Genomic DNA, 25,108 nt, shown 5'->3' with positions numbered 1-25,108 from the left:
TTAGATTAAAACATTTGACATATCTGTCCAATGATTCCTGTAATTTGTAAATTACATATTTCTCACTGTCAATTCTGACTTCCGATAAATTTCCAATTTCTATTTTAGATCATTTTAACTTTTTTTATCTAACTTTGCAATACCGGAAAAATAATAATTTTATTATAATAGTTAATTATCTGTTTTATTATGACAGATATTTTTTATAATTCACATATTTTACATACTAAAATATAAAAATCATAAAATTAAAAATGCCTGCTTTTTCAAACAGACATTTTCATTCCAAAAATTACATATTTTATAGTTTCTTTGCCTTATCTCTAATTATATCCATAACCTCGTCAGCACTTTTGGCATTTAGCAGCTGTTCTCTGAAATCTTCATAAATCAGCATTTTTGCCAGTTCTGCAAGAAGCATAACATGCAGATCTCCGCCGTCTTCAGGCGCTGCGATCATAAATATAAGTTTAACCGGTTCTCCGTCCATTGCGTCATAATCCAGACCTTCTTTAGAGAAACCTATTGCTATTGACGGCACTTTTACTTCTTTTGATTTCGCATGCGGTATTGCAAGTTCGAATCCCAGACCAGTGGAACTCTGTGCCTCTCTATGTAAAATTCCTTCTTTAAATCCTTCTTTACTGTTAATTTTATCTGCATCATATAATAACCCTATCATTTCATCAAACAGATCATTTTTATTTTTTGCATCAACTTCCAGTTTTATACATCTTTTATCAATCAAATCCATTAATTCCAATTTAGTCCACTCCTTAAATCCATGATTTATTTTCTGAACCGCAGGCTCTTATTTTAGCTTTTACTACTTCCTTCATAGCTTCTATACATGGCTTATATATCTTTCTCACATCATATACTCCTGGATTTTCTGTGAGAAATTTATTTAATGCTGCAAGATTGGCAAGCTTTAATTCTGTATCAAAGTTTACTTTATTAATACCGCTCTTTACTGCCTTGGTTACCATTTCATCAGGAACACCCGATGAGCCGTGTAAAACCAGCGGAATACCCGAAGCCTTTTTTATTTCTTCTATTCTGTCATAATTTATCTTTACTTCACCTTTATAGATACCATGTGCGGTTCCTACTGCAATAGCCAGTGAATCACAGTTTGACTGCTTTGCGAATTCTATAGCTTCATTTACTTCTGTATAAATTGCTTCATCTACCTCAAGGTCGTCTTCTTTTCCGCCTATTACTCCAAGCTCTGCTTCTACTGCTACATCCAGAGGAGAGGCCATTTTTACTACTTCTTTTACTATGTTCACATTATTTTCAAAGCTTTCATGAGAGGCATCCATCATAAGTGATGTCCATCCGTATCTAAAAGCTTTTAACAGATAGTTGTAATCTTTTCCGTGATCCAGATGTAAAACCACCGGTACCTTGCTTCTGGCTGCGGCTCCTGTTCCCAAATCTCTCAAATATTCAAATCCCGCATAATCTATAGCTCCCTGTGTTACCTGAATTATTACCGGAGAGTTCATTTCCTCAGCCGCCTCTATAATTGCCTTAATTCCTTCAAGGTTGGTATAATTAAAAGCCGGCAGGGCATAATTATTTTCCAGAGCATTTCTTAATCCCAGTTTTCCAGATATTAACATTCTTTTCTCCTGTTCTGTAATTAAATATATTATCTATTCTAAAAGTTTCTTGCGTGTAACATGGTTTAATTTATATTATTATTTTGCTGCTTCAGCTGCCGGTATAGGTTTTCTTGATAATCCATAAACTACTGCCCCGATTAATGATCCTATTAAGATCGCAATTACCCATAAATATCCTCTTGTAACTATCGGAAGTATTAAGAATCCACCATGCGGTGCAGGTACTTGTATTTTCATCAGATAAGAAAGTACTGCCGATATAGAAGATGCCATCATAAGTATAGGTATATTTACAAGCGGTCTTTCAGCTGCAAATGGTATTGCTCCCTCTGTTATATGTGTAGCTCCCAATACATAGTTAACTAATCCTGCTGCTTTTTCATCTTCAGTAAATCTGTTTCTGAAAATTGTTGTAGCCAGTGCAATTACTAACGGCGGTGTAATACATGCTGCTGATACCCCTGCCATAAAGTAGTAGTTTCCCTGTCCAAGTAAGATTGTTCCTGTTACATATGCTGCTTTATTAACCGGTCCTCCGAAGTCAAATGCCGACATACATCCGATTACTATTCCCAGCAATATCGGGTTAGCTGACTGAAGATTAGCCAGAAAATTCATCATTGATTCATTAATAGCTGCTACCGGCCCTCCAAGAAGAAGCATTAATGCCCCTGTCAAAAGAACACCTAATATAGGAAGAATGAAAATTGACTTTAATCCTTCAAACTGTCTTGGTAATCCTGACAATGCTTTTACCAGATATAATACTAAATATCCTGCAAAGAAACCTGCTATGATACCTCCAAGGAATCCTGCCCCAGTTTCATTTGCCAGAAGTCCTCCTACGAATCCTGCTACCATTCCCGGTCTGCTTGAAATAGACGATGCTATAAATGCTGCAAATACCGGTACCATCATTGAGAAAGAAACTCCTCCGATTCTTTTCAGAGCCGCTGCTATATTATTGTATTGGTCACTTGCAGGGTCAGCCGAATAAATTCCCCATAAAAACGATACTGCTATTAAAACTCCGCCTGCTACTACAAATGGCAGCATATTTGAAACACCATTCATAAGGTGCTTATAAATTGTTCTTCCTATCGATTCCTGTCCTGCTCCCGTACTTGCTGCTTCAGCTTTTACAGCTCCGCCCGCTTTTACAGTACCTCCGCCGGCCAGTATCTGCTCGATAAGCTCTTTTGGTCTTCGAATTCCGTCAGCTACCGGAACCTCTATTACTCTTTTCCCTGCAAATCTATAAGTTCTTGCATCTTTATCAGAGGCTACTATAATTCCATCTGCATCTCTGATATCCTCTTCTGTAAGCTCATTGGCTACTCCAACCGCACCGTTAGTTTCCACCTTTATATCTACGCCTAACTCAGCGGCTGCCTTTTTTAATGCTTCTTCAGCCATAAAAGTATGTGCTATCCCTGTCGGGCATCCTGTTACTGCTAGAATTTTTCCCATTTTACTTTACCTCCTTGATATTTAAACTCTCAATGTATTTGTCTACTTTTTTCAAATCTCCGATTGCCATAGATTCGGCAACATTTGCTCCTGTAGCAGAAGCTTTTTTTAATGCATATTCGATATCTTTTCCCATAAGCCATTCACTTAAGAAAGCCGCCAGACAAGAATCACCCGAACATGCTGAACTTAAAAGTGTAATTTTTGGCGCATCACAGAACCATATTTTTTCTTTATTCGAGAAATAAAGACCTTTTGCTCCCATTGTCATAAGAACGTTTTTGGCTCCAAGCCCGTGAAGATGTTTCATTACTTCCTTTACGCTGTTTTCATCTGTAATTTCCATGCCGAACACTTCCTTTATTTCATCATCATTCGGCTTTATAAGTAAAGGCTCATATTTCAAAAGCTCCTTCAATTCTTTTGAACTTATGTCCAGAATAATCTCTATACCTTTTTCCTTACAAATCTTCAATATTTCGTGATAATATGATTCATCAATTCCTGCAGGAAGACTTCCGCTTATAGATAAATGCGTACAGTCGTCTTTTGATTTTATCATATCCAAAAGCTCCTGCTGCTTTTCAGAATTTACATTACCTCCCTTATTGACAAGTTTATATTCTTCACCGTTACTGTTGATAAAAATATTGATTCTTGTAATTTCGTCATCTATCCATACAGGCTCTATTACATAGTCTCTCTTTCTTATCTCATCTACGATGTAATGTCCGGAAAATCCGCCAAAAAAACCTAAAATTTTACTTTCAATTCCGTAATGTCTAAGTACAAACGAGACATTTATCCCCTTACCGTTAGGAGTATAAACTACTTCGTCCGTTCTGTTAACATGTGAGGGCTTTAAAGTTTTTGTATTTATGTTCATATCTATAGCTGGATTGGTTGTTAATGTGTAAATCAAGTTTCTCACCTCAAATTTTTTAGATTCTTTCTAATATTATATATACCATATTATTTCATGAAAATCTTTCCAAAATTATATATAAGCTGATGTTATATTCCTCTTAGCACAGAATATGCAATATTTTTTTGCTGAAAATATTTTCACTGAAATTACATTTTTATAATTATCTGTTGTATATTTTTTTTAAAACCTGATATAAAAAAACCGACTTTTATTATTTTTCCTTATTCCAAAATAATTAAACTACATTTCATTTTGTCAGACCATATAAAATATAAAATTTTTTCTTTCTCAAATTTAATATTCTTATTTTTTTATTTCAATATATTTTTCTGTATTTTGAAAAATAAACACCGGAATATTTTCATTTATTCCGGTGATTTTTTTAGTTTGCATTTATTTCATTACCATTTTCATCTACATATACTACTTTTATATTATTAAGATGATTTCTGAAATTTTCCCTGAATTTTTTCAAGTAAAGTTTTCTGTATGTATTTCTTTCATTTTTTTCTGTATTTGTTAATTCTCTTTCTCTTGAAATACTTGTATAACGGTTTATTTCAGTTATTATATTCATCATTTCCATCTTTTTCCTCTTTTCATATATTTATTTTAAATCTTCTCTTTCTTTCATTTCTATCACAAGAATATGCGATTTTTCCAGTGCAGCTATTTTTAAGCTTTCCCCTATTGTTTCCAATCCGTCTCTCGGATTCATAGCTGTAGAATTTATTTCCGACTTTCCTTCTATCTGCACTACATACGCCTGACGACCCTCTTTTACCTCAAATTCCATTTCTTTTCCTGCTTCAATTTCAGTAACATAGAAATTAACATCCTGATTGACTTTTATCGGGGCATCTCCTTCTTTTGACGATACAAAGTGCAGCCATTTTCCTATTCTGTCTTCATATTTGAACTTATACTCGCCATAATTAGGAGTATGTCCTTTTCTGTCCGGAAGAACCCATATCTGTAGAATTCTTGTATCCTCCGCATGTTTATTATACTCTGAATGTGTAACTCCTGTTCCTGCGCTCATATACTGTACTTCTCCTCTTTCAAGAGTAGATTCGTTACCCATACTGTCCTTATGAGTCAGTTTTCCCTCTATCACATATGATATTATTTCCATATCCCTGTGCGGATGTGTCGGGAAACCAGTTCCCGGAGCTATATAATCATCGTTTATTACTCTTAATACACCAAAATTAATATTTTTCTCATTATAATATTCAGCAAATGAAAAGTGAAATTTACTTCTTAACCATCCTAAATTTGATTCTCCCATTTTTTCTACTGGTAATCTTCTTAACATCTAAATCATCTCCCATTTATTACTAATTAGTGATATAGTTTCAAAAAAATATATCCTTTAATTTACTTTACAAAATGATTATATCACTAATTAGTGACAATGTCAAGTATTTATAAAAATATCCCAAAAAATCAATGTTTTCAATGCTTTCCTTGTAATTTACCACTCCTGAAAAATTCAAAATTAGAAACGGAGTCTAAAATTTAGAAACTCCGTTTTCATTTATTAGTATTTTTATTACATTGAATTCATTACCAGATAATCAAGAATAACTCTTGAAATCACAAATAAAGGAAGTCTTGAGGTCACCTCAAACTTTTTTATCGAGATATTAGAGTGTTTATAGCCCAGTATTATATGATCTGAATATTTTCTCAATTCTTTATTGCTGCCGCAGGAGCATGCTACTACATTTGCATCTCTTAAATGGGCATTTTTTATCGTGGTAAGAATATCCTGATCTTCTCCTTTTAGTGTAAATGCTATATAAAGATGATCTTTATTTGCTTCCCTGCTGAATTTTTTCATGATATTAGGATCTGATATATTAAATACGTTAAAATCCATTAATTCCAGCTTTAAAGAAAATTCTGTAGCTACGAGTTCACTGAGTCCTCTTGCTATTACTATTATTTTTTTGCTTTTTTGTATCAGTTCAATTATTTCCAATATCTGGTTAACAGAAATGTTTTCCAGTGTCTGTCTTGTTTCTATAAGTGATTTGCTGAAAATTTCATTTATATCCTTGGAACTGTTTATTTCTTCCTTCCTTTTGGATAAATTATATCTAAGTTCCATAAAGCCGTTAACCCCGCATTTTTTTATTGCCCTTGAAACTGTGGCGGGAGAGGTAAATGTTTCCTCGGCTATATCTACTATTGACATATCAACCAGTTTATTATCATTTTCATTAATATACTTTATTACCTGCTCTTCGGAGCTGGTAAGCTTCGATTTAATTTTGTCATTCAGTTGAATTATCATATTCTTCCTCTCTCCATAAAAATCTGACTATGTGAATTATTGCTGCTTTTACTGCTTAAATAGATATTTCTGTTGTTTTGTTCAGTATTGAACAATTAGATTTGAAAATATTATTCTGACAAAACATCGGTTATATATATATTTTATCATATATTCGAATTATATTCACTAATTTCCATATTATTTTTTTATTAGTTTTTATTTCATATTTCTCTGTAAATGTTTATTTCAAAAGAAAAAACATTTTAAACTGATTCTTGATTTCTTACAGATAAAGATCGCTGACACTTTTAATTACATTACACATGATTTTCTACACTGTATTTTGAGTCTTTAATTATAAAAATTCTCAGATATTTCATTTTTAAAATATCTGAGAATTTCTTTTTTTTATTTAAATAATAGGTAACTTTTCATTTTAGTTTTACAGCTTAGTTTTTTCTAAAACCTCATTCCATACTTTTGTTATCTCTGTAGTCTGGAAATAGTTAAAAATTATAGAAGGATTCGGTAGGTTTTTATCCTCCTTGATTTCTGTCTGTGTTAATCTTCTTCCGTATTTTTTGTAATTAACAAACAGCATATTTGTTAATTTTTGTTTTGAATATTTTGTTATTCTTTCGGTTTTTATCTCAAAGCCTGCTAACTTTCTCAGATTATTCATATCGGTAAATCTGCTGGATAATACTGATCTTGAATATGGGAATCCGTTTTCTTTCAGGTCTGAAAAAGTAGCCCCGTATATTTCTTTTCCGGTTTTCAATGATATTTCTTTATACAATTTTATCAATTCTTCATTTGTATGGTTTACCCTTTTTAATTTTCTTACAGGCTGTTCTCCAAGAAAAATCAAGAATTTATTCCAGCTCCCAAAACGGCTTCTTATAGAGTCTATACATATACCAGTTTCTTTTTTCATTATATCGGAAGTTATTACGTCATATTTTTCCTTTATTCTGTAATACTCCTTTATTATCTTACCGTTAGTATATGAGTACACCTTCAGTTTAATACCAAATATATCATTCAGCTCCTCAATAGTCCACAGCTTTTTTATATATCTGTAACTGGGCATTCCCTTCAGGGTTCCTATTTTAGATATATATTTTAGTTCTCCGGTCTCTATTTTCTCCTTTATCAAATCTAAAAGTATCTCTTTATCATATTCTATATAACCTCTTTTTTTTCTTTTCGCAGTTTTAGTCCTTCTTTTTTTTCCTGAGTCAGCTTTTATCTGTGTCTTTTTTTTATTTCCGCTGTTTTTTTCAGTATCTGCGGAAATACTTACTGCTAAATTACTTTTTTTCTTATTTGTTGCCATATCGACCACCTTCCGGTATTTTATTTTAAAACATAAAATCCTTCACTCTGTAATATACCAGCCCTTTTACTGTTTTTCTGACAAATTTATAACTGTCATTTCAATATTATTGTTCCAATATCAGGTGTGATTTGACCGATTATAAATTCTAATATCACCTTGGAACATAGTTCCGATAATAATATGTTAATTTATATAAATAATAATAATCTCCAAAAAATGATTATTTAAAAAAAAGTGATTTATGAAAGATTTTCTCTTTAAAAACGGTATCGGAACCGTATTCACATAATTAATTATAGTACTTTTTACTTTCTCTGTCAATAAAAAACTTTATAGTTATTTAATTAAAAAACTTATTTTTAGTATCTGAATATCTGCTGTTATTCTTGATTTTCTTACATTTATATATATTTCAGAACTATGTTCCGATAAATAAAATAAGATGTTAGACTAAATTTTATTATTCAGGTTAAATAGTATTGAATGACCTGCTGCTATGCAAAATGAAAAAACGAGACTGCTTTAGCTGCTCAGCCTCGTTTTTCTTAAGCGGTATATCTATTCAGGATTTCTAAAATATCTGACTTTGAGTTTGTTTTCTCTAATTTTTCTCTGAATTCATCATCTAAAATAGATTTTGAAAGCTTTATCAAAATTTCCAAATGTTCATTTGAAGCATTTTCTTCCGAAACAGCTATCATAAAAACATATTTTACTTCTTCATCTTCATCCCATTCTATTTCATTTGTAAGTCTCGCAAAAGCAATTCCTGATTCCGACACCGAGTTACATTTTCCATGCGGAATTGCAAATGAATAACCTACAGAAGTGGGATAACTTTCCTCTCTTTCCTTTAATGCTGCTATGAATCCCTCCGTATGACAGAAATTACACTTTTGACAATTCTCCAGCTCTTTTTCTTTCCATATGCAGTTTAGTTTTTTGTCATTTTGTATGAGCTCTGCCAGCTTTACCAGTACCTCAAATCAATACTTGCACAATATACCAAAGAGATTATTATTGATAACTTTTTTAAAGTTATCACGGTGAAATAAATGAAAAATCCCTGAAGTCCGGTTAAACTTTCAGGGATTTTTTCTTTTCCATACTGATCTTTCATGATAACTAGATTTTTTTTATTATTTTCGCAGGACAGCCCCCCACAAGTACATTATCCGGAATATCCTTTACTACTACAGAACCTGATGCTACTACTACATTATTTCCTATTGTTACTCCGGGATTTATTACAGATCTTCCGCCTATCCATACATTATCTCCTATTTTTACCGGCTTGGCAAACTCTATCCCCGAGCTTCTTTCTGCTGCATCAAGCGGATGAGCTGCTGTATAAATATGAACACCCGGTGCCAGAAAACAATTATCTCCTATTTCTATCCGGCAAACATCAAGGAATACACAGTCAAAATTAGCATAAAAATTATCACCGACACTTATATTATATCCGTAATCACATTTAAAATGTGACTCTACATAGGTATTTTTTCCGGCTTTTCCAAAAATTCCCCTGATTTTTTCTTCTCTCTTTTCAGGCTCATCTTCACATATATCATTAAATTCCCTTATTGATTTTCTGGCTTCTATCCTTCCCTTTACCAGCTCATCATCATAAGCATTATAAATTTCTCCGTCTAACATTTTTTCTTTTTCACTTTTCATAAAAGATATTCTCCCTGTTTTTTATTATTTTGCCCCGGCATTTATAAGCAATGTTTCTATTTCTTTATATTCCTTCTCTTTTGCATGCATAAGAGGAGTTACACCATTCCTGTCGGCTATATTGGGATCAGCTCCGTGCTTCAAAAGCAAGTCTGTGATTTCTATGTGTTCTTTCCCGCCGTTTCCGAGTATAATAGCTTCCAAAAGTGCTGTCCATCCCAGATTATTTATATGATTTACATCTATATCTGTATTTTCAAGGAGATACTTTACAGTTTCCGTATGTCCGCGTTCAGACGCAGGAATCAAAGCTACTCCGCCGTATCTGTTGGTAATTTTTGTGTCTGCGCCGGCTTTTGTCAGAAGCTTTAGAATTTCCAGCTGTCCCTCAGCTCCTGAATAAAGAAACGGATTATTTTTCATATCATCCTGTTCATTGATATCAGCACCGTTTTCTATAAGCAGCTTAGAAATTTCATAATTGTTATTATACACTGCAATCATAAGAAGTGTTCTGTCCCTTTCATCTTTTACATTAACATCCGCTTCTTTTTCCAAAAGTTCTTTAGCTTTATTATAATCATTTCTCTTTACTGCATTGATAATTTCTGTTTTCATACCGGAAGCCTCCCTGCTTTTCCCCATACTGCACTGATATATTACTCCTGCAGTCAGAATTAATATCACTGACAAAAATATTTTTCCTGTCATTTTTTTCTCTGTTATCATTTATTTTCAAAACTTTCTAAGTCAGACATAATTTTATCATAAGTACCGCTTCCTTCATAGCCCAGCAGTTCAAAGACTATTTTCTGACGTTTCATTGCCTTCAGCGCCAATTCTTTTAATTTAGGTTCTATTTTTCCGGTAATTTTTATTTCGCCTAATGCCACGGCAATTATTACCTGATCTGTAGCAATCAGAGAAAATTCATCTTCTTCTATAAGATCAGCTAATTTTTTCTTGCTGAAATTATCAGGCTCCAAATAATGAAAATCCCATACAACTGATACTATTTTTTTAGGAAGCCCGAGTATTTTACCTTCATAATCCCCGCTTTTAAATAAATCCTCAAGTTCGTAAAGAGTATCCGCACCATTATCATTTCCAAACGGCGACTCATCATCCACACAATCATAATAAAATTCTTCGCTGAAATGCTCTGTGAAATTCGGATGGCTTGTTTCTCTGGAAAGTCCTGTTTCCTCATCATCAAGATATAGTTTAGTTTCTTCTTTTGACATAATCAGTCCTCCTTATTTAAAATTATAATTTTACACTGTTTTACCTTACTTTATATATATTTCAACAAATAAAAATATATTAAAATGAGTCTGCTGACATTACAGGTCAAATTTAACAAAAATTCTTACTATCTGCATATACCGCTGCTTACAGCGACTTTTTTTACTGCTTCGGCCACGCTCTCTACTACTCTTTTATCAAAGACATCAGGAATTATATAATCTTTTTTTAGATCGTCATCATTCAAAATATATGCTATAGCTTTTGCAGCCTCTATTTTCATATCTTCTGTAATTTTTTTTGATTTAGCCTCAAGTGCGCCTTTAAAAAGTCCCGGAAATGCCAGAACATTATTTATCTGATTAGGATAGTCCGATCTTCCTGTTCCCACTATAACTGCTCCTGCTTCCAGTGCATCCTCGGGCATTATTTCAGGCACAGGATTTGCCATGGCAAAAATCACTGCATCTTTATTCATTTTCTTTACCATATCTTTTTTTAGTATATTTCCTGCTGATACGCCTATAAATATATCTGATCCTTCAAGGGCGTCACTAAGTGTTCCTTTTTTATTATTTATATTTGTTATTTCTGCCAGTTCTTTGTGAAGCTCGTTATAGTCTTTGATATCATCCCGGTTTAATATTCCGGTTTTATCCACTGCAATAATATCACTTACACCAAGCTCCTTTATCATTTTACAGATGGAACTCCCTGCTGCTCCTGCTCCGTTAACTACTACTCTTGCATCTTTAAGATTTTTCCCCAGAAACCTGTATGCATTTATAAGACCGGCAGTTACTACTATTGCCGTACCATGCTGATCATCATGAAAAACGGGAATATCCAATTCTTTTTTTAATCTGCTTTCTATTTCTATACATCTCGGTGCAGATATATCCTCAAGATTTATACCTCCGAGTCCCGGTGCAAGGAGCTTTACTGTTCTTATTATTTCTTCCGTATCTTGTGTATCAAGACATATAGGAAAAGCATCCACTCCGGCAAATTCCTTAAATAAAATCGCTTTTCCCTCCATCACTGGAAGTGCCGCTTCAGGACCGATATTTCCCAGTCCCAGTACAGCAGAGCCGTCGGTCACCACTGCTATCATATTTCCCTTTGATGTATATTTATAGACATTTTCTTTATTTTCAGCTATTCTTTTACACGGCTCAGCTACTCCGGGAGAATAAGCCAGACTCAGATCCTCCATGTTTTCCACCTTTACCTTTGATATTACCTCTATTTTCCCTTTGTTTTTTTCGTGCAATTTAAGTGACTCGTCAAATACAGACATTTTCCTCTCCTTTTCATTTCTATTCTTCTTTATATTTTTTCTGTCCCTCTGTATAAAGATCATTTCCGTATATATCATTAATTACAATAACCGGTAAATCTTTTACTGTCAGTTCTCTGACCGCTTCTGTCCCTAATTCTTCATAGGCTACGACTCTCGAGCTTATTACCGACCGTGATATCAAAGCTGCTGCACCTCCGGTTGCCGCAAAATATACCGCTTTATTTTTTACTATAGATTCCCTGACTTTATCGGATCTTATCCCTTTACCTATCATTCCCTTTATTCCTGCCGAAAGAAGTAACGGTGTATAGGCATCCATTCTCCCGCTGGTCGTAGGACCGGCACTTCCTATGACCTGTCCGGGCTTCTCGGGGGAAGGTCCTACATAATAAATGACCGCTCCTTCCGGATCAAAAGGAAGCTCTTGTTTTTTTTCCAGCAGTTCACACATTTTTTTATGTGCTGCATCTCTTGCAGTATAAATTATTCCGGAAATTTTTACTATATCACCGGCTTTTAATTTTTCTATATCTTCTTTTTTCAAAGGGGTTTCTATATTCATTTTTTCTCCTTGGTTTCATATAAAATATATTAAAGACTATTCCGTTATAATTCTGTTTCCTTATGCCTTGCAGAATGACAGTTTATATTTACGGCAAGCGGCAGAGAAGCTATATGACACGGATATGAATTTACCTTGACAGCAAGTGCCGTATTTTTTCCGCCAAGCCCCATAGGCCCTATTCCGGTTTTATTTATCAACTCCAGCAGATCTTTTTCCAGTTCCCTGTCCGCAGGATTGTCGCTTTCATCGTCTATTTCCCTTAGCAGAGCTTCTTTAGCCAGTATTGCCGCCTTTTCAAAACTGCCGCCGAGACCAATTCCTACTATTATCGGCGGACATGGATTTCCCCCTGCATTAAGTACTGCATCCAGCACAGCTTTCTTTACACCCTCTGCACCATCAGACGGCTTTAACATTTTTACCATGCTCATATTCTCACTGCCTCCGCCTTTTGGTGCTACAATAATTTTCAGCTTATCAGAACCGGGAATTAATTTGGTATGTATTACTGCCGGTGTATTATCCTTAGTATTAATCCTGTCAAGAGGATGCTTTACCATGGATTTTCTCAGATACCCGTTTTTATATCCTCTTCTTACTCCTTCATTTACTGCTTCGTAAATATCTCCGCTTATCTTTACCTCTGTACCAATTTCCAGAAAAACAACTGTAAGTCCCGTATCCTGACACATTGGAACCTGCTCTTCCCCGGCGATTTCGTCATTTTCTATTATCTGCCCGAGAATATTTTTTCCTGTATCCGAAACTTCTGTATCAAAAGCTTTTTTCAGTCTGTCCATTATTTTCTCGTCAAGAAAATAATTTGACTCTGTGCATAATCTCTCTACTTCTGATATTACTTTTTCTAAATTAATTTCTTTCATTTCTTTTCCGCCTTCTATATATATTTTTCGGATAATCTTTCCAGACTGCCGTAGTCTATTTTACCATTATGCCTTTTATCCACCGGAATTTTATCAGCAAAAATTACTTTATCTACAGTAATTTTCAATTCTTTTATTTTTTCTTCCAGCTTATCCTGAATCTGAAGCTGTTTTTCTTTATCCTCTGTATAAAAAATCTCTATAAACAGAAGTATCTTCCCTTTTTTACTTATAATTGCCGTTCTTTTTATATCTTTTTCAAAAGAAAGCATTGTCTCTATGGAAAAAGGATATATTTTTTCACTGCCTCTGGAGATTTCCGCTTTTGCTCTCCCCAAAAGCCAGAGTCTTCCTGAAGCATCTATATAGCCCAGATCTCCTGTTCTATGCCAATTCTCATTATCAGCTGTTATTTTTATCTTACTATTTTCTTCAGCCTCCAGATAAGTATCCAGTACATGTCCGCCTGATACGATAATTTCTCCTTTTTCCCCCTGCTCCAGCATTTTTATCTGATCTCCCTGACTCAGCTTCTGATCGTTTTCTATTATTTTCAAATTTATATCTTCAACAATCGTTCCGGCAAGAAGTCCGTTTCCGTTTTTCATTTTTTGTATATCATTTTCATTTAATTCATTATAGCATAATTCTGACATTGGTTCAGCCTCTGATGAGCCGTAAACTACTTTTATTTCTGCATAAGGAAATGATTTTTTCAAATTTTCCATAATTTCAGGAAATACCGGTACTCCTCCTGTAATAATTTTTTTTATGCTGTGTATGCTTCTTCCTGTATTTTTATGAATCTCAACCAGATTATCAAAAAATGAAGGCGGCGCAAGTATTGTATCTATACTTTCAGACATTATCTGACCGCTGATAGTACCACCGTCAGTCTCCCCTATTTTTCTCAGGTCTGTATTCGGAATTATACTTGTCAGCCCGCTGTACATATTTGATAATATGAACACGGGGAATGCCGTCAAAACCTTGCTGTTTTCAGATATTTCCAGACTTTTTTCCAGTACCTTCTGCTGGGCGGCAAGAAAGCCGTGTGTTCTTACAAGTCCCTTGGGTTTTCCCGTACTCCCGCTCGTAAATGTAACAAGTGCTTTTGTGTCAGGAGCTGTTTCAGTACATGCAAAGTCAAAGGACTGATCTTCATATTCGGAAAATTTTCTAAATCCCGGCATTTTTCCGTTAATTATATATTTATTAGGTATTTTTCTTATTTCACTGTTCATATAGCAGAGAAGCCCTGCTTTTTTCCCTGAAATTATAAGAGCCTTTGAAGTGTATATCTGGCAGCAGTTTTTTATATGTTTTGAATCTGCATAAGGATCAATAAATACTGCTACAAGCTTCATTTTAAATACTGCTGCCAGTATAGAATATAACTCTACAGACATCGGAACAAATATCAGAACTCCGTCCCCTTCCTGAAGACCTGCCTTTTTAAACATATTAGCTATTTTTGATGAATTTTTTTCCAGATAATTAAATGAAATTCTTGATGAAGTTTTAGTATCTATAACAGCAGTTTTATTAGGTATTTTTACTGCTAATTCTTTTAGGATATCAGATATATTCATGCTGTCACCATCCCGTACAAATGGTACTTTCTCATAATTTCACCATATTTTTCTGATATTTTACCAGACATGTTGCTTTGATGAATCAGTGCATGAATTATATTCTTATATCCCTTATCTACGGCAGTTTTATGGAATTCTTCCAATAATACTGCTCCCAGTCCGAAATTATGATATTCGGGATTTACTGCGAGTGTTTTCAAAATTACGGTTTCTATTTTGTTTTTATATAATCCCTCGTTATAATCTGGAATACCAAATGCAAAACCTATAGGTTTATTATTTTTATAAACCATAAATATAAAATCAAAATCTATGATATCTTTTATTTTTAAATATAAAGATAAAAAATCCGTTCTGCTTATTTCAGAATATAAAAAATTATTTCTGAATGATTTTACAGATATATCATATATTTCATTTATATATTTGCCGAAATTCTCTTTATCAGCTTTTTTTATTATCAAATCAGAATAAAATCTTACTTTTTTAATACGCTCTGATACCCTGAATTTTTTTTCAGGCTCTGTTACCTTTACGGAATAATACTCCCCTATTACTTCATATCCCGACTCTGCGAATATCTCCGGCCATTCCAGAGGATTATACGGCTCCAGAAAGAAAGGATTTTTATTATCCTCTACCATAAATCTGTATTGCTTCCATGTATTTCCGTCCAAAGGTCCTGCGAGATATTCCAGCCCGTATTCCTTTGCTTTTTCCTTTATATATCCTGTTAAGAATAATCCTGCTTCCTTGTCTTTAGCGGCAAAATGTCCTATATAACCTGTTTTTTTATTCTGTATTCTATTTTCCGCATTCCATAATGAAGCTCTTGCCAGAACAGCTCCCTCTTCTTCTACAATTACACTTTCCAAGGCCCCGCATTTTTTCACATTTTCCTTATCCAAAATAAAATTTTCAAAATCACAGAATTTTTCCAACTCAGTTTCTGAAATAATATTTATCTTCATATAACCACCTTATTTAAAAAAATATTTTCCCCATATTGGTATTAAAACTATAAATGAACATATAAATACTGTAAGCAGATGTTTTATAAGACTATATTTATTCAGTGTATAATCTTTTCTTTCAGACTGTAAAATATTAAATATAAATGCTGCCAAACAAACTGCAATTATACAGAAAATCCAGATTATTTTCTCTGATCCTTCCGAGAAAATATTCATAAATATTGTCAGATAGGATATTCCTATAAGACTGTTTATCAAAACCACCCTCTTAAAATCAATTTCCGGATGTGTATATCTCATCCTTGCTGTTCCTATTATCGAAAGATGTGATGAAATAACCGTAAGATACACATAGAAAATATCCTCTATATTTGTTATTCTGTATACAATAAGCCAGAAAAGTGCCGGCAGACATATAATAAGCATTGTAGCAAAATTATAAGGTTCTTTTTTGTCAAAATCCGGCTTTATCGTAACTGCTCTGTACAAAACATAAAGAAAAAAAGTTGCCGCAGTCCATTTTATCCCGCCTGTAATCCATACAAAATAACAGTAAAATGCTCCTGTAAGTGCCGCATCATCTGATAAAGAAGCATACTTTTTCCCGAAAATAACTATTAAAAATAAAATTATTGTAACAAGAAGGTTTATTCCTGTAGTAAAAATATCAGACTCCATTGAGCTTTTCAGAATAAAAAAGCTTAATACCGGAACAAATATATTATCCAGTCCTCTCCAGGATATTGCTTCCAGAATCATAGATAAAAATGCCATCAGCAGTGAAATTATCATAGATAATCCAAGTCCTGTTTTTGTAAAAAGAAGAAGCGAACCCAGTGTTATTACTAATGTTACAATAAAAAATATAGCCGAACCCTCTACGGATTTTTCACCAACAACAGATTTATATTTTATTTTTCCGAATTTCATTCCTCCAAGAGCTGCCAGTGCATCAGGAAAGATAAGTATAAGAAGCGGTATATAGTATAATATTCTGTTTGAATATGAAAAAACCCAGAGTATTACTATGCTTGCTATGAAATATATATCTCCCCTCGACTGCCTTTCATCTTTTCTGAGTGCCTTTCCGATCCCACCGCTGAATTTTTCCATATTTCTCAGTATCAAAAGCAGTATAATAAAAAATATTCCCAGATACACCACTCCGGTAAGTGACTTAAAAAGCAAAGGAAACAGTAGTGCTATAAGCCCCGAACCTATATGAAGAAGCTTTCTCGTCAGTTCAGAATCTACCCGACCCTTTTTTTCAAGTTTGTCAATAACCAAAAAGAGCAGTCCGTAAAGTAAAAAAATTATCAGAATAAATATCAGTATTTTCATTTTACTATCCTTTCCACCACAAAGTCTGAGTAAAAGAATGTTTTATCTTTGACATGGAGACTTTTAGCAGTTTCTGTAAGCGGAATAATTTTATCCCCCAGTTCTTCAGGTCTGCTTCTGGGCACTATCATATTCCAGTATGCCAGTATTGCATTATTTGAAGAAAATTCATATATTTTTTTCAGAAGCTCTTTATATTTTTCACTGGAAATATACTCAAATATATCACTAAGATTAAATTTATCTATAATTTCATCTGACGTTTCCAAATACTCTTCTATACTTACATTATGTAATTCCAGCTTGTTTAGATTATCTCTTATTTTATAAAAATTTTCCTCTCTCATGGAAAAGGGAAGATTTTTTGTATATTTCCCGGTAAGAATATATTCTATATAAGGATTCTCTGACACATCAAGCTCTGTAAAGGCATATTTTGTTTTTTTCAGCATCAGACCGGACAGACTTGTACAGCCTGCATAATCAAAAAGTCTGGGGTCTCTTCCAAGCTTTCCCACTGTATACTTTGAAAAAAATATTTTGAATAAAATTCTCCATCTGATATTATTCCACTTTTTTTCATAAAATTCATGTCTTTCCTCTTTACTTTTTTTAGTCAGAAGTTCCGCTACTGTTTTTTTACCATGTATAAAACACAGCACTTTCTTTCTGAAAATCTGAAAAAAGTTATCAAATCTTCCTGTATTTATAACTCCTGCTTTTATCAAATCAAAATTTTTATCCCAGTATTCCGCTGTCTCTGATGAAAGGCTGTTCTTTAGTAACCTGTAATACTCTGTTCTTTTTTTACTTTCCCTAAATCCCAGAAATTCCAGCATTTCTTTATATTCAAGAGATAAAAATGCAGCTTTTTTTAATTCCACAAGTCTGAGCTGTACGAGATTCAGATCAATTCCTATTACCTTGCCGGGATTTTCAGTTAACATCGCAAAGCTGTTTTCTCCGGCAGAAGCTATAGATATACATATGTCTCCCTCTTTTATATCCAGAGCTTCAAGTAAGATTTCGGGATCTTCCCAGCATTGTGCATACCTTATTATAGAAAAATCCACTTTTTCGCTGACTTCACTCTCCATTATACCTCCAGTTTCCTTATTACTCCTGTGCTGCCGTCCAATTCCACAGTATCACCGTCTTTCAGCCACTCGGTAACTTTATTTACAGCAACCACTGCCGGAATTCCCAGCTCTCTTGCCACAATTGCACTGTGTGAAAGCAGGCTTCCCTTCTCCACTATAAGCCCTTTAGCAAGCGGAAATACCATTACCCATCCGGGATCAGTGGAATGCGCTACTATTATACAGTCTTTTTCTATTACAGTTTCATTAGGATTTCTTACTACCTGTACCTTTCCTCTTACTATTCCCTTACAGCAGCCTGTCCCCTTTCTCATTTCCGCATTGATATTCTCATCTTTATCAAGAGAAATATATTCAAAGTCGCTGCTCAGCACACCAAATGTTTTTAATCTGTCAGGAAGACTTTCCTTTTGCTTATCCTTCTCAATTTTTTCTTTTCTGAGATCCACTGTTTTTTTCAGGTCAGGATAGACAGAAGTCCCGTTTATCAGGGCAAATATCTCATCTTTCTCCAGATAAAATATATCCCTTTTAGTTTCAATTATATTTTTTTCTTCAAATAATTCTCCCATTCTCAGAAAAATCCTTCTTACTCTGCCATACACTCTTGTTCTTTCATATCTCAGATTTTCACGCAGTGCGGTATGCTTTCTGGCAAGTCTTAGTGCTTTTTTAAATCTGTACTTTTTTATAAATTTCCCGTCAAGCTTCTGGAACACCTCTTTTTCTTTATTTTTCAAATCTGTAAAGCTGTCATTTCTAACTCTTTTTTCACTTTTGGCAGTTTCAAAAACAGTTTTTAGCAGCAGTTCTGGATTTTCATAGAGTGTCGGTGATTCCAGCTTCAGCTCTGCGATACTTCTGTCTCCGAACTTCTCCATATACTCATCAAAAATCACTCTGAATTTTTCATTTTCAAAAATACTTTTTTCAAAGCTCTTTATATCCTGAATATCCTTTATTATTCCCTCACTTCTCACGATCTCAGCCATTTTTTCAATATATTTTGACGGTTCTACACTTATTATTTCAGCTTCGTGTACTATTAATTCATTATGAAGAATGCCGTCTTCAGTATCCAGCTTATATTTTTGTATTTTGTTTTTCAGTATTCCGAATGATATCATCGTATAAAAATCATTTAAAATCGGTGTCTGCCAGTTATATAAAAGTTTATTTTCAAGCTCTGTATAATAATTATACAGCTCGTATTCCGACATTTCCTCTGTATTTCTGTTTTCAAGAGTATTATTCAAAAGATTTTTGAATTTTCTCACTTTTATATCTATCAAAAGAAAATTTATTCCAAACCCTAAAAAGGTCTTTGCTAATGTTATTCTGCTTAAAAAACGTCCTATGTTTCCGCTATCCTTTATACTTTTTTCCACTTCTTCGGGGAGCTCTTCCTTTACTCCCATCATCTGCTCCATAAACTTTCTGTTTGCCTTAAATCCGGGGAATAAGACTAGAAGTCTGTACCAGTTTAAAAGATTATAGTAAATTCTGCTGTTTAGATAACCCAGCATACAGTTAAACACAGGCAGATAATTTCTTATTGTTTTTTTATCCACACCCATTAATAGTGAAAACTGTTCATAAACCTTGGAATAAACACTTCTTACAAAGGAAAACGTCAAAGGGAGAGTAATATTACTGTAGCTTTCTACGATATTACTGTTATCCCATATGACCTCTCTTTCTTTTTTAAGATTTTTTTCAAGTGCTGTAACAGGTCTTGACTGTAATATATAAATTTTTCCTTTTTCGATTCCCCATTCTATGTCTCTTGGAGAGCCTGATTTTTCTTCAGCTTCTTTTACAGTTTCTGCTATTTTTATTATATCCTCGTCTTTCAGAACCTGAAAATTTCTGATTTTAGTATTTACTGCTGCTGTTACAATGCCGAAACCATACTCTTTATCTAAAATATGCATAATTTCCTTGTCATTTATCTGCTTTTCCAGTATTTTTCCGGTTTCCGTATTTACAACATATGTATCACCTGACACTTCCCCGTTTACCAGACTGGAACCAAGACCGTATACAGCACTGATAACAGCTTCATCATTTCCGTTTACGGGATTTTTGCTGAAGGCTACGCCTGCTGATTCGGAATCTATCATCCGCTGTATAATTACAAAGGGAAGTTCATATTTTATATCTATATTATTATTTTTTGCATATTCATATATATGATCTGAAAACATAGACTTCCATACTTTTTTTATATAAAATTCAATATCTTCTTTTTTTACATATAAAAAGCTGTCGAGCTGACCGGCAAAAGAAAATTTTTCAGAATCCTCAGCCCGCGCAGATGATCTTACTGCATAATAATCTGCTGTTCCCAGTTTTTTCACGGCTTCCTGAATCATGCTGCTGTCTTCTCTGAACGAAAATTCTTCTATCAGCTTTATTATTTCATTTTTATCATTAGAAGAAGAGATATCTTCCATAATATTATCATAAAAAATATCCGGACTTATCCCAAACCATTCAGGAACTAAAAACCCCTGTTTTCCAAGCTCATAAAGACCCTTGACCTTTCCGCCGGTATTTCTGAAATTATGATAATTTTCCCTGTTTATGATATATTCCTTCATATTTTTACCCCTTTATCAACGGAATTATTCCCAGAACTAAATATACAGCCAATATCCATACTCCTGAAAGTATTTCGAATATTTTCCCGTTTTTACTGATTTTTATAAATCCAGATGCCTTTATCACTGTTAAAATAACCAAAAATCCCAAAATTACTGCTGTCAGAAACAGTGAATCAGTTTTTACAGCTGTAATCAGGCATAAAACAAAACTCAAAATCTGAATAAAAACAAATATGAATACAGAATTATTAATTCCCCATATTTTACTGTAAGTCACTACTCCGTTCTCTTCGTCCTCGGGAGCTCTTATCTTTCTTCCTATTTCAGCAGACATTCCATTCAAAAAACCAATAATCAGATATAAAACAATATATAGCTGACTGTCTTTTCCCGGAAATACCCCGAGCTGATAAATAATAATAAATAAATGAAATAACAGCATTATTATCATATGTGATATCATGTACACTGCCTGATGTTTATTCAGCCATTCGGGAACAAAAAATTCTTTTGTCATTAATAAAATATACAGATAAACTATAAAAAATATTATCAGCACATCTTTATTAAAAAGCAAAATAAGTGCCAGCTGAATAAAAAATCCTGCTATTCCCATATTTCTCAGTTCTTTCAGGCTGACAAGCCCTCTGGGAACAGGTCTGTACGCCCTGTATTTCATATCCTCCTCAAAATCCTTAAATTCATCGGCTATTCTCAGCTGTAAGAAAAATATAAACATAATAACAAATACAATGACAGCTTCCTCTAATGAAGGAAATTCGTAATTATTCCGAAGTACCCTCGTAAAACATAAAGTTGATACAGAAAGAATTAATATCAAAAGTCCGTTTTTCAATACGGGAAATCTTTCCCTCTGATATATGTACAATGTTTTTAATGTCATTCATTACCCCTTTTTATTCCTTATTCTTGAAAAAATTTTATGGGCTCTGGTAAAATTATTTGAACATATTGCAGCAGATATTGACAATTCTCCCGCCAGACACATTCCTGCTACTATCTCGGCAAATTTATTGGCATTCCCGGTTCCATAAGCCCCGAGAACTTCAAGATAAATTTTTTGTGTAGGAAGACCTGTACCTCCTCCTACTGTACCCACCATAAGATTAGGCAGTGTAACCGAAGCATACAGACTTTCATCTTCAAGTGCCTCAAATCTGGTAAGTCCCACAGAAGACTCTGATACACATGCTGCATCCTGCCCGCAGGCAATATATATTCCCGCAAGAGCATTGGCATAGTGTCCCTGATTTCCAAATACCCCGCTTTGTATCCCTCCGTTTTGCGTTACCTGATAAAATTTTTCCATCTCTCTTGCTGTTACATTTAATCTCTTTTTCAAAAGCTCCTTCGGAATTATTACCTCGCACACTACTTTTTTCCCGCGTACACTCTGAAATGACTGGGAGGAAGCCTTTTTATCCCCGGACATATTCGCTTCTATATACCATTTTTCCGGTTTTATCACGCTGTTTTTTTCTATGAATTCACACGCCTTTTCAGTGGCTATGGTTACCATATTTTGTCCGGATGCATCTCCGGTAGTATAAATAATATTCAGATATACTCTGTTTCCTTCCACTGTAACATTCATATCCCTTACTCTTGCATATCTGGATGTACTTTCTGCATGACTTACTACCTCTTCTTCGTTCTCGCTAAGCCATAACAGAAATTTTCCTACTTCAAGCATATTTTTAAATAAAAAACACGGACATCTTGATACTCCCTCGCTCAGAACAAATGCACTGCACCCGCCGACCTCAGATATCAACTGACTTCCTCTGGTATATGAAGCAAGCATTGCAGCTTCAGTCGTTGCCATGGGAACATAAAATTTCCCCTGAGCATAGCTCCCGTTTATAATTATAGGTCCTGCCACTCCTACAGGTATCTTGGCTGTCCCAATATAATTTTCTATACTTAATCCGTACGTTTCAAGATCCTCGGTGCTGTTCCCGCCTGTAATTATTTTTTCCTGATCCTCTGTAAGGTTCAGGAGCTTCAGTCTTTCGGCAAAGCTGCCCGAATCATATCCGAATTTTATATCCTCATATTTTATTCCGTCTTTTTTGCTTAATCTTTTCTCTATTTCTTCAAAAGTAAATTTTTTGAAAACATTACTTACCGTATTCTTAAAATTCAGTTTTCCTATTCCCATAAATAATCACCTTTTCTCTTCATAAAGTACTTAATTTCTTAATTATATTTCACTAATTATACCACATAACAAAGAAAATTTCTCTATTATTGCCAAATCCTGTCCTCCGTCTTTATGGGATTATCAGGAAAAGTGTCAGTATCTTAATAAAACATTCTGCCAAGGATAAAAAAAAGGAAAATAAAACCGCTGTCTCAAAGACATATTTTATTTTCCTTATTTATTAATTTTGTACTGCTTTAGTTAACGGCGGAATAATCTGTTTTTTTCTTGAGACTACACCGTTCAGTGTAAGAATTCCATTATTCATAGTCTGTTCAAAAGCTTTTTCTGCAATATCTGCTCTCTTACCAGCTGCTAATGCAACAGAGTTATTATTCAGTATATCAGTAATTACAAACATGAATATATCAAGCTTTTCTTTTGAAATAAAATCATCTATTGATTTTTCCAGTTCTGCTTTTTTTGTAAGCAGCTTTTCAATATCCACAGTACTTACCTGTGCAACAGCCAGTTTAAGAGAATCAATCTCAAATACTTTCATATCCATATTAAGAAGCTCTTCATTAGTTTTATCATCAAGATTTGTCCCTGCTATAAGCATGTCCAGACCATATTTTTCAAGATTTGTTTCAGATATAACAGCCAGCTCCTCTGCGGCCTTTACATCTCTTTCTGTACATGTAGGTGACTTAAATAAAAGAGTATCAGATACTATAGCGCTCAGCATTAGTCCCGCTATATTCTTTTCAGGAGTGAGTCCTGCTTCTTTATACAGCTCGAAAACCAGTGTAGATGTACATCCTACTATATCCATTCTTACCTTTAACGGCTCATCTGTATGAAAATTCGATATTCTGTGATGGTCTACCAGCTCCAGTATTTTTGCTTCCTCAAAACCGTCTGCTGTTTGTGTTCTTTCATTATGATCTACCAGTATTACGCTTTCTCCGCTTATATTTGTCTGTAATTTTGGTTTTTCCATATTAAAATATTCCAGGACATATTCAGTTTCCTTACTGATTTCCCCAAGCCTTACAGGTATTGTATTAGCTCCTGTTTTATTTTTTAAAGCCGAATAGGCTATTGCCGAACATATACTATCTGTATCAGGGTTTTTGTGTCCTAATACCAATATTTCTTTTGACATTAATTCTTCCTCCTAATTTTGATTTATCTATTCTTATTTTAATTATATAAGCCTCCAAATGCTGATATTATGGAAAAGATCAAAAAGGTCGTCAGAAAACCTATTGCCCCTCCCACAAATACTTCTTTAAAACTGTGTATTTTTGATTTTACCCTGCTCTGTGCCACTAAAAGTGCCATTAATAATCCGAGAAGCAATATTCTTATATCACTCGTAAGAAATAAAATCATCGCAAAAATAGAGAATGCAATAGCACTGTGTCCGCTGGGCATTCCGCCTTCCAGCGGTGTTCCTTTTCCCCAGAATGCCTTAAGAGTGACAACAATAAGACATATAAGCCCCAAAGTTATCGCTACTATATTACCGGTTCTTGCTGCTATTCTGGTCATCTGAAGATTGGTATTGAATATATTCAGAATTCTGTCATAAAAAATCAGATATCCTACTATTATTGCATTTATTGCTGATATCAAAACCCCGGCTGCAGCTACGTCCTTTGCCAGCTTGGCAAGAACATGCCTTTCAGGGGATATTAGATCTACTATTGCCTCTACTGATGTATTTATAAGCTCGGTTATAAGAACAAGGGAAATAGTCAGTGCCAGAACCATCAACTCCAGTTTGCTGATATTAGTCAGTATCGCTATGGTGATTATCACAATAGATACAAAAACATGAACTTTCATATGTTTTTCATGTCTTATCGTTTCTATTGTACCCTCTATGGCGAAATTAAAGCTGTCTATTATCTTTCGGTCTCTTTCTCTTTCCTTTTTTATGTCCCAGTCCAAATCCTGATATTTTTTAAAAAATCTAAATTTTTTCAAT

Annotated in this window: 24 protein-coding genes; all 24 read right to left on the bottom strand. The window is 34.0% G+C overall.

Translation table 11 applies throughout. The annotated features are described in order from the left end of the window. Positions 1-301 precede the first annotated feature (301 nt). Positions 302-754 (bottom strand): PTS sugar transporter subunit IIA, encoded by a 453-nt coding sequence (locus STERM_RS09675; RefSeq protein WP_244407280.1) that lies wholly within the window; start codon positions 752-754, stop codon positions 302-304. Between the two features lie 22 nt (positions 755-776). Beyond that, positions 777-1,628 carry a class II fructose-bisphosphate aldolase gene (locus STERM_RS09670; protein ID WP_012861416.1) on the bottom strand — a complete coding sequence of 284 codons (852 nt, stop codon included), beginning with the start codon at positions 1,626-1,628 and terminating at the stop codon, positions 777-779. Between the two features lie 78 nt (positions 1,629-1,706). Continuing rightward, positions 1,707-3,101, bottom strand: coding sequence for a PTS fructose transporter subunit IIC (locus STERM_RS09665; protein WP_012861415.1), 1,395 nt, complete (start codon positions 3,099-3,101; stop codon positions 1,707-1,709). 1 nt (position 3,102) lies between these two features. Further along, positions 3,103-4,032 carry a 1-phosphofructokinase gene (pfkB, locus tag STERM_RS09660; protein ID WP_370452849.1) on the bottom strand — a complete coding sequence of 310 codons (930 nt, stop codon included), beginning with the start codon at positions 4,030-4,032 and terminating at the stop codon, positions 3,103-3,105. A 379-nt stretch (positions 4,033-4,411) separates the two neighbouring features. Beyond that, the gene (locus tag STERM_RS09655) at positions 4,412-4,615 is read right to left on the bottom strand and encodes a DUF896 domain-containing protein (protein WP_012861413.1); all 204 of its coding nucleotides are present in this window, start codon (positions 4,613-4,615) and stop codon (positions 4,412-4,414) included. Positions 4,616-4,636: 21 nt separating this feature from the next. After that, on the bottom strand, positions 4,637-5,347 hold the full coding sequence (locus STERM_RS09650) for a pirin family protein (RefSeq protein WP_012861412.1): 711 nt from the start codon (positions 5,345-5,347) through the stop codon (positions 4,637-4,639). A gap of 237 nt (positions 5,348-5,584) precedes the next feature. Continuing rightward, on the bottom strand, positions 5,585-6,331 hold the full coding sequence (locus tag STERM_RS09645; protein WP_012861411.1) for a MurR/RpiR family transcriptional regulator: 747 nt from the start codon (positions 6,329-6,331) through the stop codon (positions 5,585-5,587). Positions 6,332-6,755: 424 nt separating this feature from the next. Next, positions 6,756-7,652: a hypothetical protein gene (locus STERM_RS09640; RefSeq protein ID WP_012861410.1), complete on the bottom strand. Its 897-nt coding sequence runs from the start codon at positions 7,650-7,652 to the stop codon at positions 6,756-6,758. Between the two features lie 548 nt (positions 7,653-8,200). After that, on the bottom strand, positions 8,201-8,521 hold the full coding sequence (locus STERM_RS21695) for a PTS sugar transporter subunit IIA (protein ID WP_244407278.1): 321 nt from the start codon (positions 8,519-8,521) through the stop codon (positions 8,201-8,203). 259 nt (positions 8,522-8,780) lie between these two features. After that, positions 8,781-9,335: a maltose acetyltransferase domain-containing protein gene (locus tag STERM_RS09630; protein ID WP_012861409.1), complete on the bottom strand. Its 555-nt coding sequence runs from the start codon at positions 9,333-9,335 to the stop codon at positions 8,781-8,783. 24 nt (positions 9,336-9,359) lie between these two features. Then, positions 9,360-9,953, bottom strand: a complete 594-nt coding sequence (locus STERM_RS09625; RefSeq protein ID WP_115388843.1) for an ankyrin repeat domain-containing protein — start codon at positions 9,951-9,953, stop codon at positions 9,360-9,362. A 107-nt stretch (positions 9,954-10,060) separates the two neighbouring features. Next, positions 10,061-10,579: a WGR domain-containing protein gene (locus STERM_RS09620; protein ID WP_012861407.1), complete on the bottom strand. Its 519-nt coding sequence runs from the start codon at positions 10,577-10,579 to the stop codon at positions 10,061-10,063. Positions 10,580-10,707: 128 nt separating this feature from the next. Beyond that, positions 10,708-11,880, bottom strand: a complete 1,173-nt coding sequence (locus STERM_RS09615) for an NAD(P)-dependent malic enzyme (RefSeq protein WP_012861406.1) — start codon at positions 11,878-11,880, stop codon at positions 10,708-10,710. Positions 11,881-11,899: 19 nt separating this feature from the next. Next, entirely contained in the window at positions 11,900-12,445 is a 546-nt protein-coding gene (locus tag STERM_RS09610; RefSeq protein WP_012861405.1) for a Fe-S-containing hydro-lyase, read from the bottom strand. A gap of 44 nt (positions 12,446-12,489) precedes the next feature. Continuing rightward, entirely contained in the window at positions 12,490-13,332 is an 843-nt protein-coding gene (locus STERM_RS09605) for a fumarate hydratase (protein WP_012861404.1), read from the bottom strand. A 14-nt stretch (positions 13,333-13,346) separates the two neighbouring features. Continuing rightward, on the bottom strand, positions 13,347-14,924 hold the full coding sequence (locus STERM_RS09600; protein WP_012861403.1) for an AMP-binding protein: 1,578 nt from the start codon (positions 14,922-14,924) through the stop codon (positions 13,347-13,349). Further along, a complete protein-coding gene (locus STERM_RS09595; RefSeq protein WP_012861402.1) occupies positions 14,921-15,898 on the bottom strand; it encodes a GNAT family N-acetyltransferase in 978 nt (325 codons plus the stop codon). The genes STERM_RS09600 and STERM_RS09595 overlap by 4 nt, the downstream gene beginning before the upstream one ends. 9 nt (positions 15,899-15,907) lie before the next feature. Further along, a complete protein-coding gene (locus STERM_RS21245; RefSeq protein ID WP_012861401.1) occupies positions 15,908-17,242 on the bottom strand; it encodes a diacylglycerol/polyprenol kinase family protein in 1,335 nt (444 codons plus the stop codon). After that, the gene (locus tag STERM_RS09585) at positions 17,239-18,339 is read right to left on the bottom strand and encodes a BtaA family protein (protein ID WP_012861400.1); all 1,101 of its coding nucleotides are present in this window, start codon (positions 18,337-18,339) and stop codon (positions 17,239-17,241) included. The genes STERM_RS21245 and STERM_RS09585 overlap by 4 nt, the downstream gene beginning before the upstream one ends. Then, entirely contained in the window at positions 18,339-20,945 is a 2,607-nt protein-coding gene (locus tag STERM_RS09580; RefSeq protein WP_012861399.1) for a PEP/pyruvate-binding domain-containing protein, read from the bottom strand. Before STERM_RS09580 ends, STERM_RS09585 begins: the two co-directional genes overlap by 1 nt. Positions 20,946-20,949: 4 nt before the next feature. Further along, positions 20,950-21,852, bottom strand: a complete 903-nt coding sequence (locus STERM_RS09575) for a UbiA family prenyltransferase (RefSeq protein ID WP_012861398.1) — start codon at positions 21,850-21,852, stop codon at positions 20,950-20,952. A 3-nt stretch (positions 21,853-21,855) separates the two neighbouring features. Continuing rightward, positions 21,856-23,130, bottom strand: coding sequence for a hydroxymethylglutaryl-CoA reductase (locus tag STERM_RS09570; protein ID WP_012861397.1), 1,275 nt, complete (start codon positions 23,128-23,130; stop codon positions 21,856-21,858). 223 nt (positions 23,131-23,353) lie between these two features. Beyond that, a complete protein-coding gene (locus STERM_RS09565; RefSeq protein WP_012861396.1) occupies positions 23,354-24,280 on the bottom strand; it encodes a manganese-dependent inorganic pyrophosphatase in 927 nt (308 codons plus the stop codon). Positions 24,281-24,318: 38 nt separating this feature from the next. Further along, positions 24,319-25,107 carry a diacylglycerol kinase gene (locus tag STERM_RS09560; protein ID WP_012861395.1) on the bottom strand — a complete coding sequence of 263 codons (789 nt, stop codon included), beginning with the start codon at positions 25,105-25,107 and terminating at the stop codon, positions 24,319-24,321. Between the last annotated feature and the right edge of the window lies 1 nt (position 25,108).

Source organism: Sebaldella termitidis ATCC 33386, from assembly GCF_000024405.1.
GTDB classification, from domain to species: domain Bacteria; phylum Fusobacteriota; class Fusobacteriia; order Fusobacteriales; family Leptotrichiaceae; genus Sebaldella; species Sebaldella termitidis.
The sequence above is the reverse complement of the archived record's forward strand: the minus strand, read 5'-3'. Positions and strand labels throughout refer to the sequence as shown.

Coding starts and splice junctions, on each gene's coding strand:
- STERM_RS09595 (WP_012861402.1), bottom strand. CDS start 15,898: ATGAAGATAAATATTATTTCAGAAACTGAGTTGGAAAAATTCTGTGAT.
- STERM_RS09615 (WP_012861406.1), bottom strand. CDS start 11,880: ATGTCTGTATTTGACGAGTCACTTAAATTGCACGAAAAAAACAAAGGG.
- STERM_RS09605 (WP_012861404.1), bottom strand. CDS start 13,332: ATGAAAGAAATTAATTTAGAAAAAGTAATATCAGAAGTAGAGAGATTA.
- STERM_RS09575 (WP_012861398.1), bottom strand. CDS start 21,852: ATGACATTAAAAACATTGTACATATATCAGAGGGAAAGATTTCCCGTA.
- STERM_RS09580 (WP_012861399.1), bottom strand. CDS start 20,945: ATGAAGGAATATATCATAAACAGGGAAAATTATCATAATTTCAGAAAT.
- STERM_RS09630 (WP_012861409.1), bottom strand. CDS start 9,335: ATGAAAAGTGAAAAAGAAAAAATGTTAGACGGAGAAATTTATAATGCT.
- STERM_RS09665 (WP_012861415.1), bottom strand. CDS start 3,101: ATGGGAAAAATTCTAGCAGTAACAGGATGCCCGACAGGGATAGCACAT.
- STERM_RS09645 (WP_012861411.1), bottom strand. CDS start 6,331: ATGATAATTCAACTGAATGACAAAATTAAATCGAAGCTTACCAGCTCC.
- STERM_RS09600 (WP_012861403.1), bottom strand. CDS start 14,924: ATGAATATATCTGATATCCTAAAAGAATTAGCAGTAAAAATACCTAAT.
- STERM_RS09625 (WP_115388843.1), bottom strand. CDS start 9,953: ATGAAAACAGAAATTATCAATGCAGTAAAGAGAAATGATTATAATAAA.
- STERM_RS09570 (WP_012861397.1), bottom strand. CDS start 23,130: ATGGGAATAGGAAAACTGAATTTTAAGAATACGGTAAGTAATGTTTTC.
- STERM_RS09565 (WP_012861396.1), bottom strand. CDS start 24,280: ATGTCAAAAGAAATATTGGTATTAGGACACAAAAACCCTGATACAGAT.
- STERM_RS09640 (WP_012861410.1), bottom strand. CDS start 7,652: ATGGCAACAAATAAGAAAAAAAGTAATTTAGCAGTAAGTATTTCCGCA.
- STERM_RS09655 (WP_012861413.1), bottom strand. CDS start 4,615: ATGGAAATGATGAATATAATAACTGAAATAAACCGTTATACAAGTATT.
- STERM_RS09670 (WP_012861416.1), bottom strand. CDS start 1,628: ATGTTAATATCTGGAAAACTGGGATTAAGAAATGCTCTGGAAAATAAT.
- STERM_RS09675 (WP_244407280.1), bottom strand. CDS start 754: ATGGATTTGATTGATAAAAGATGTATAAAACTGGAAGTTGATGCAAAA.
- STERM_RS09610 (WP_012861405.1), bottom strand. CDS start 12,445: ATGAATATAGAAACCCCTTTGAAAAAAGAAGATATAGAAAAATTAAAA.
- STERM_RS21245 (WP_012861401.1), bottom strand. CDS start 17,242: ATGAAAATACTGATATTTATTCTGATAATTTTTTTACTTTACGGACTG.
- STERM_RS09620 (WP_012861407.1), bottom strand. CDS start 10,579: ATGTCAAAAGAAGAAACTAAACTATATCTTGATGATGAGGAAACAGGA.
- STERM_RS09650 (WP_012861412.1), bottom strand. CDS start 5,347: ATGTTAAGAAGATTACCAGTAGAAAAAATGGGAGAATCAAATTTAGGA.
- STERM_RS09585 (WP_012861400.1), bottom strand. CDS start 18,339: ATGGAGAGTGAAGTCAGCGAAAAAGTGGATTTTTCTATAATAAGGTAT.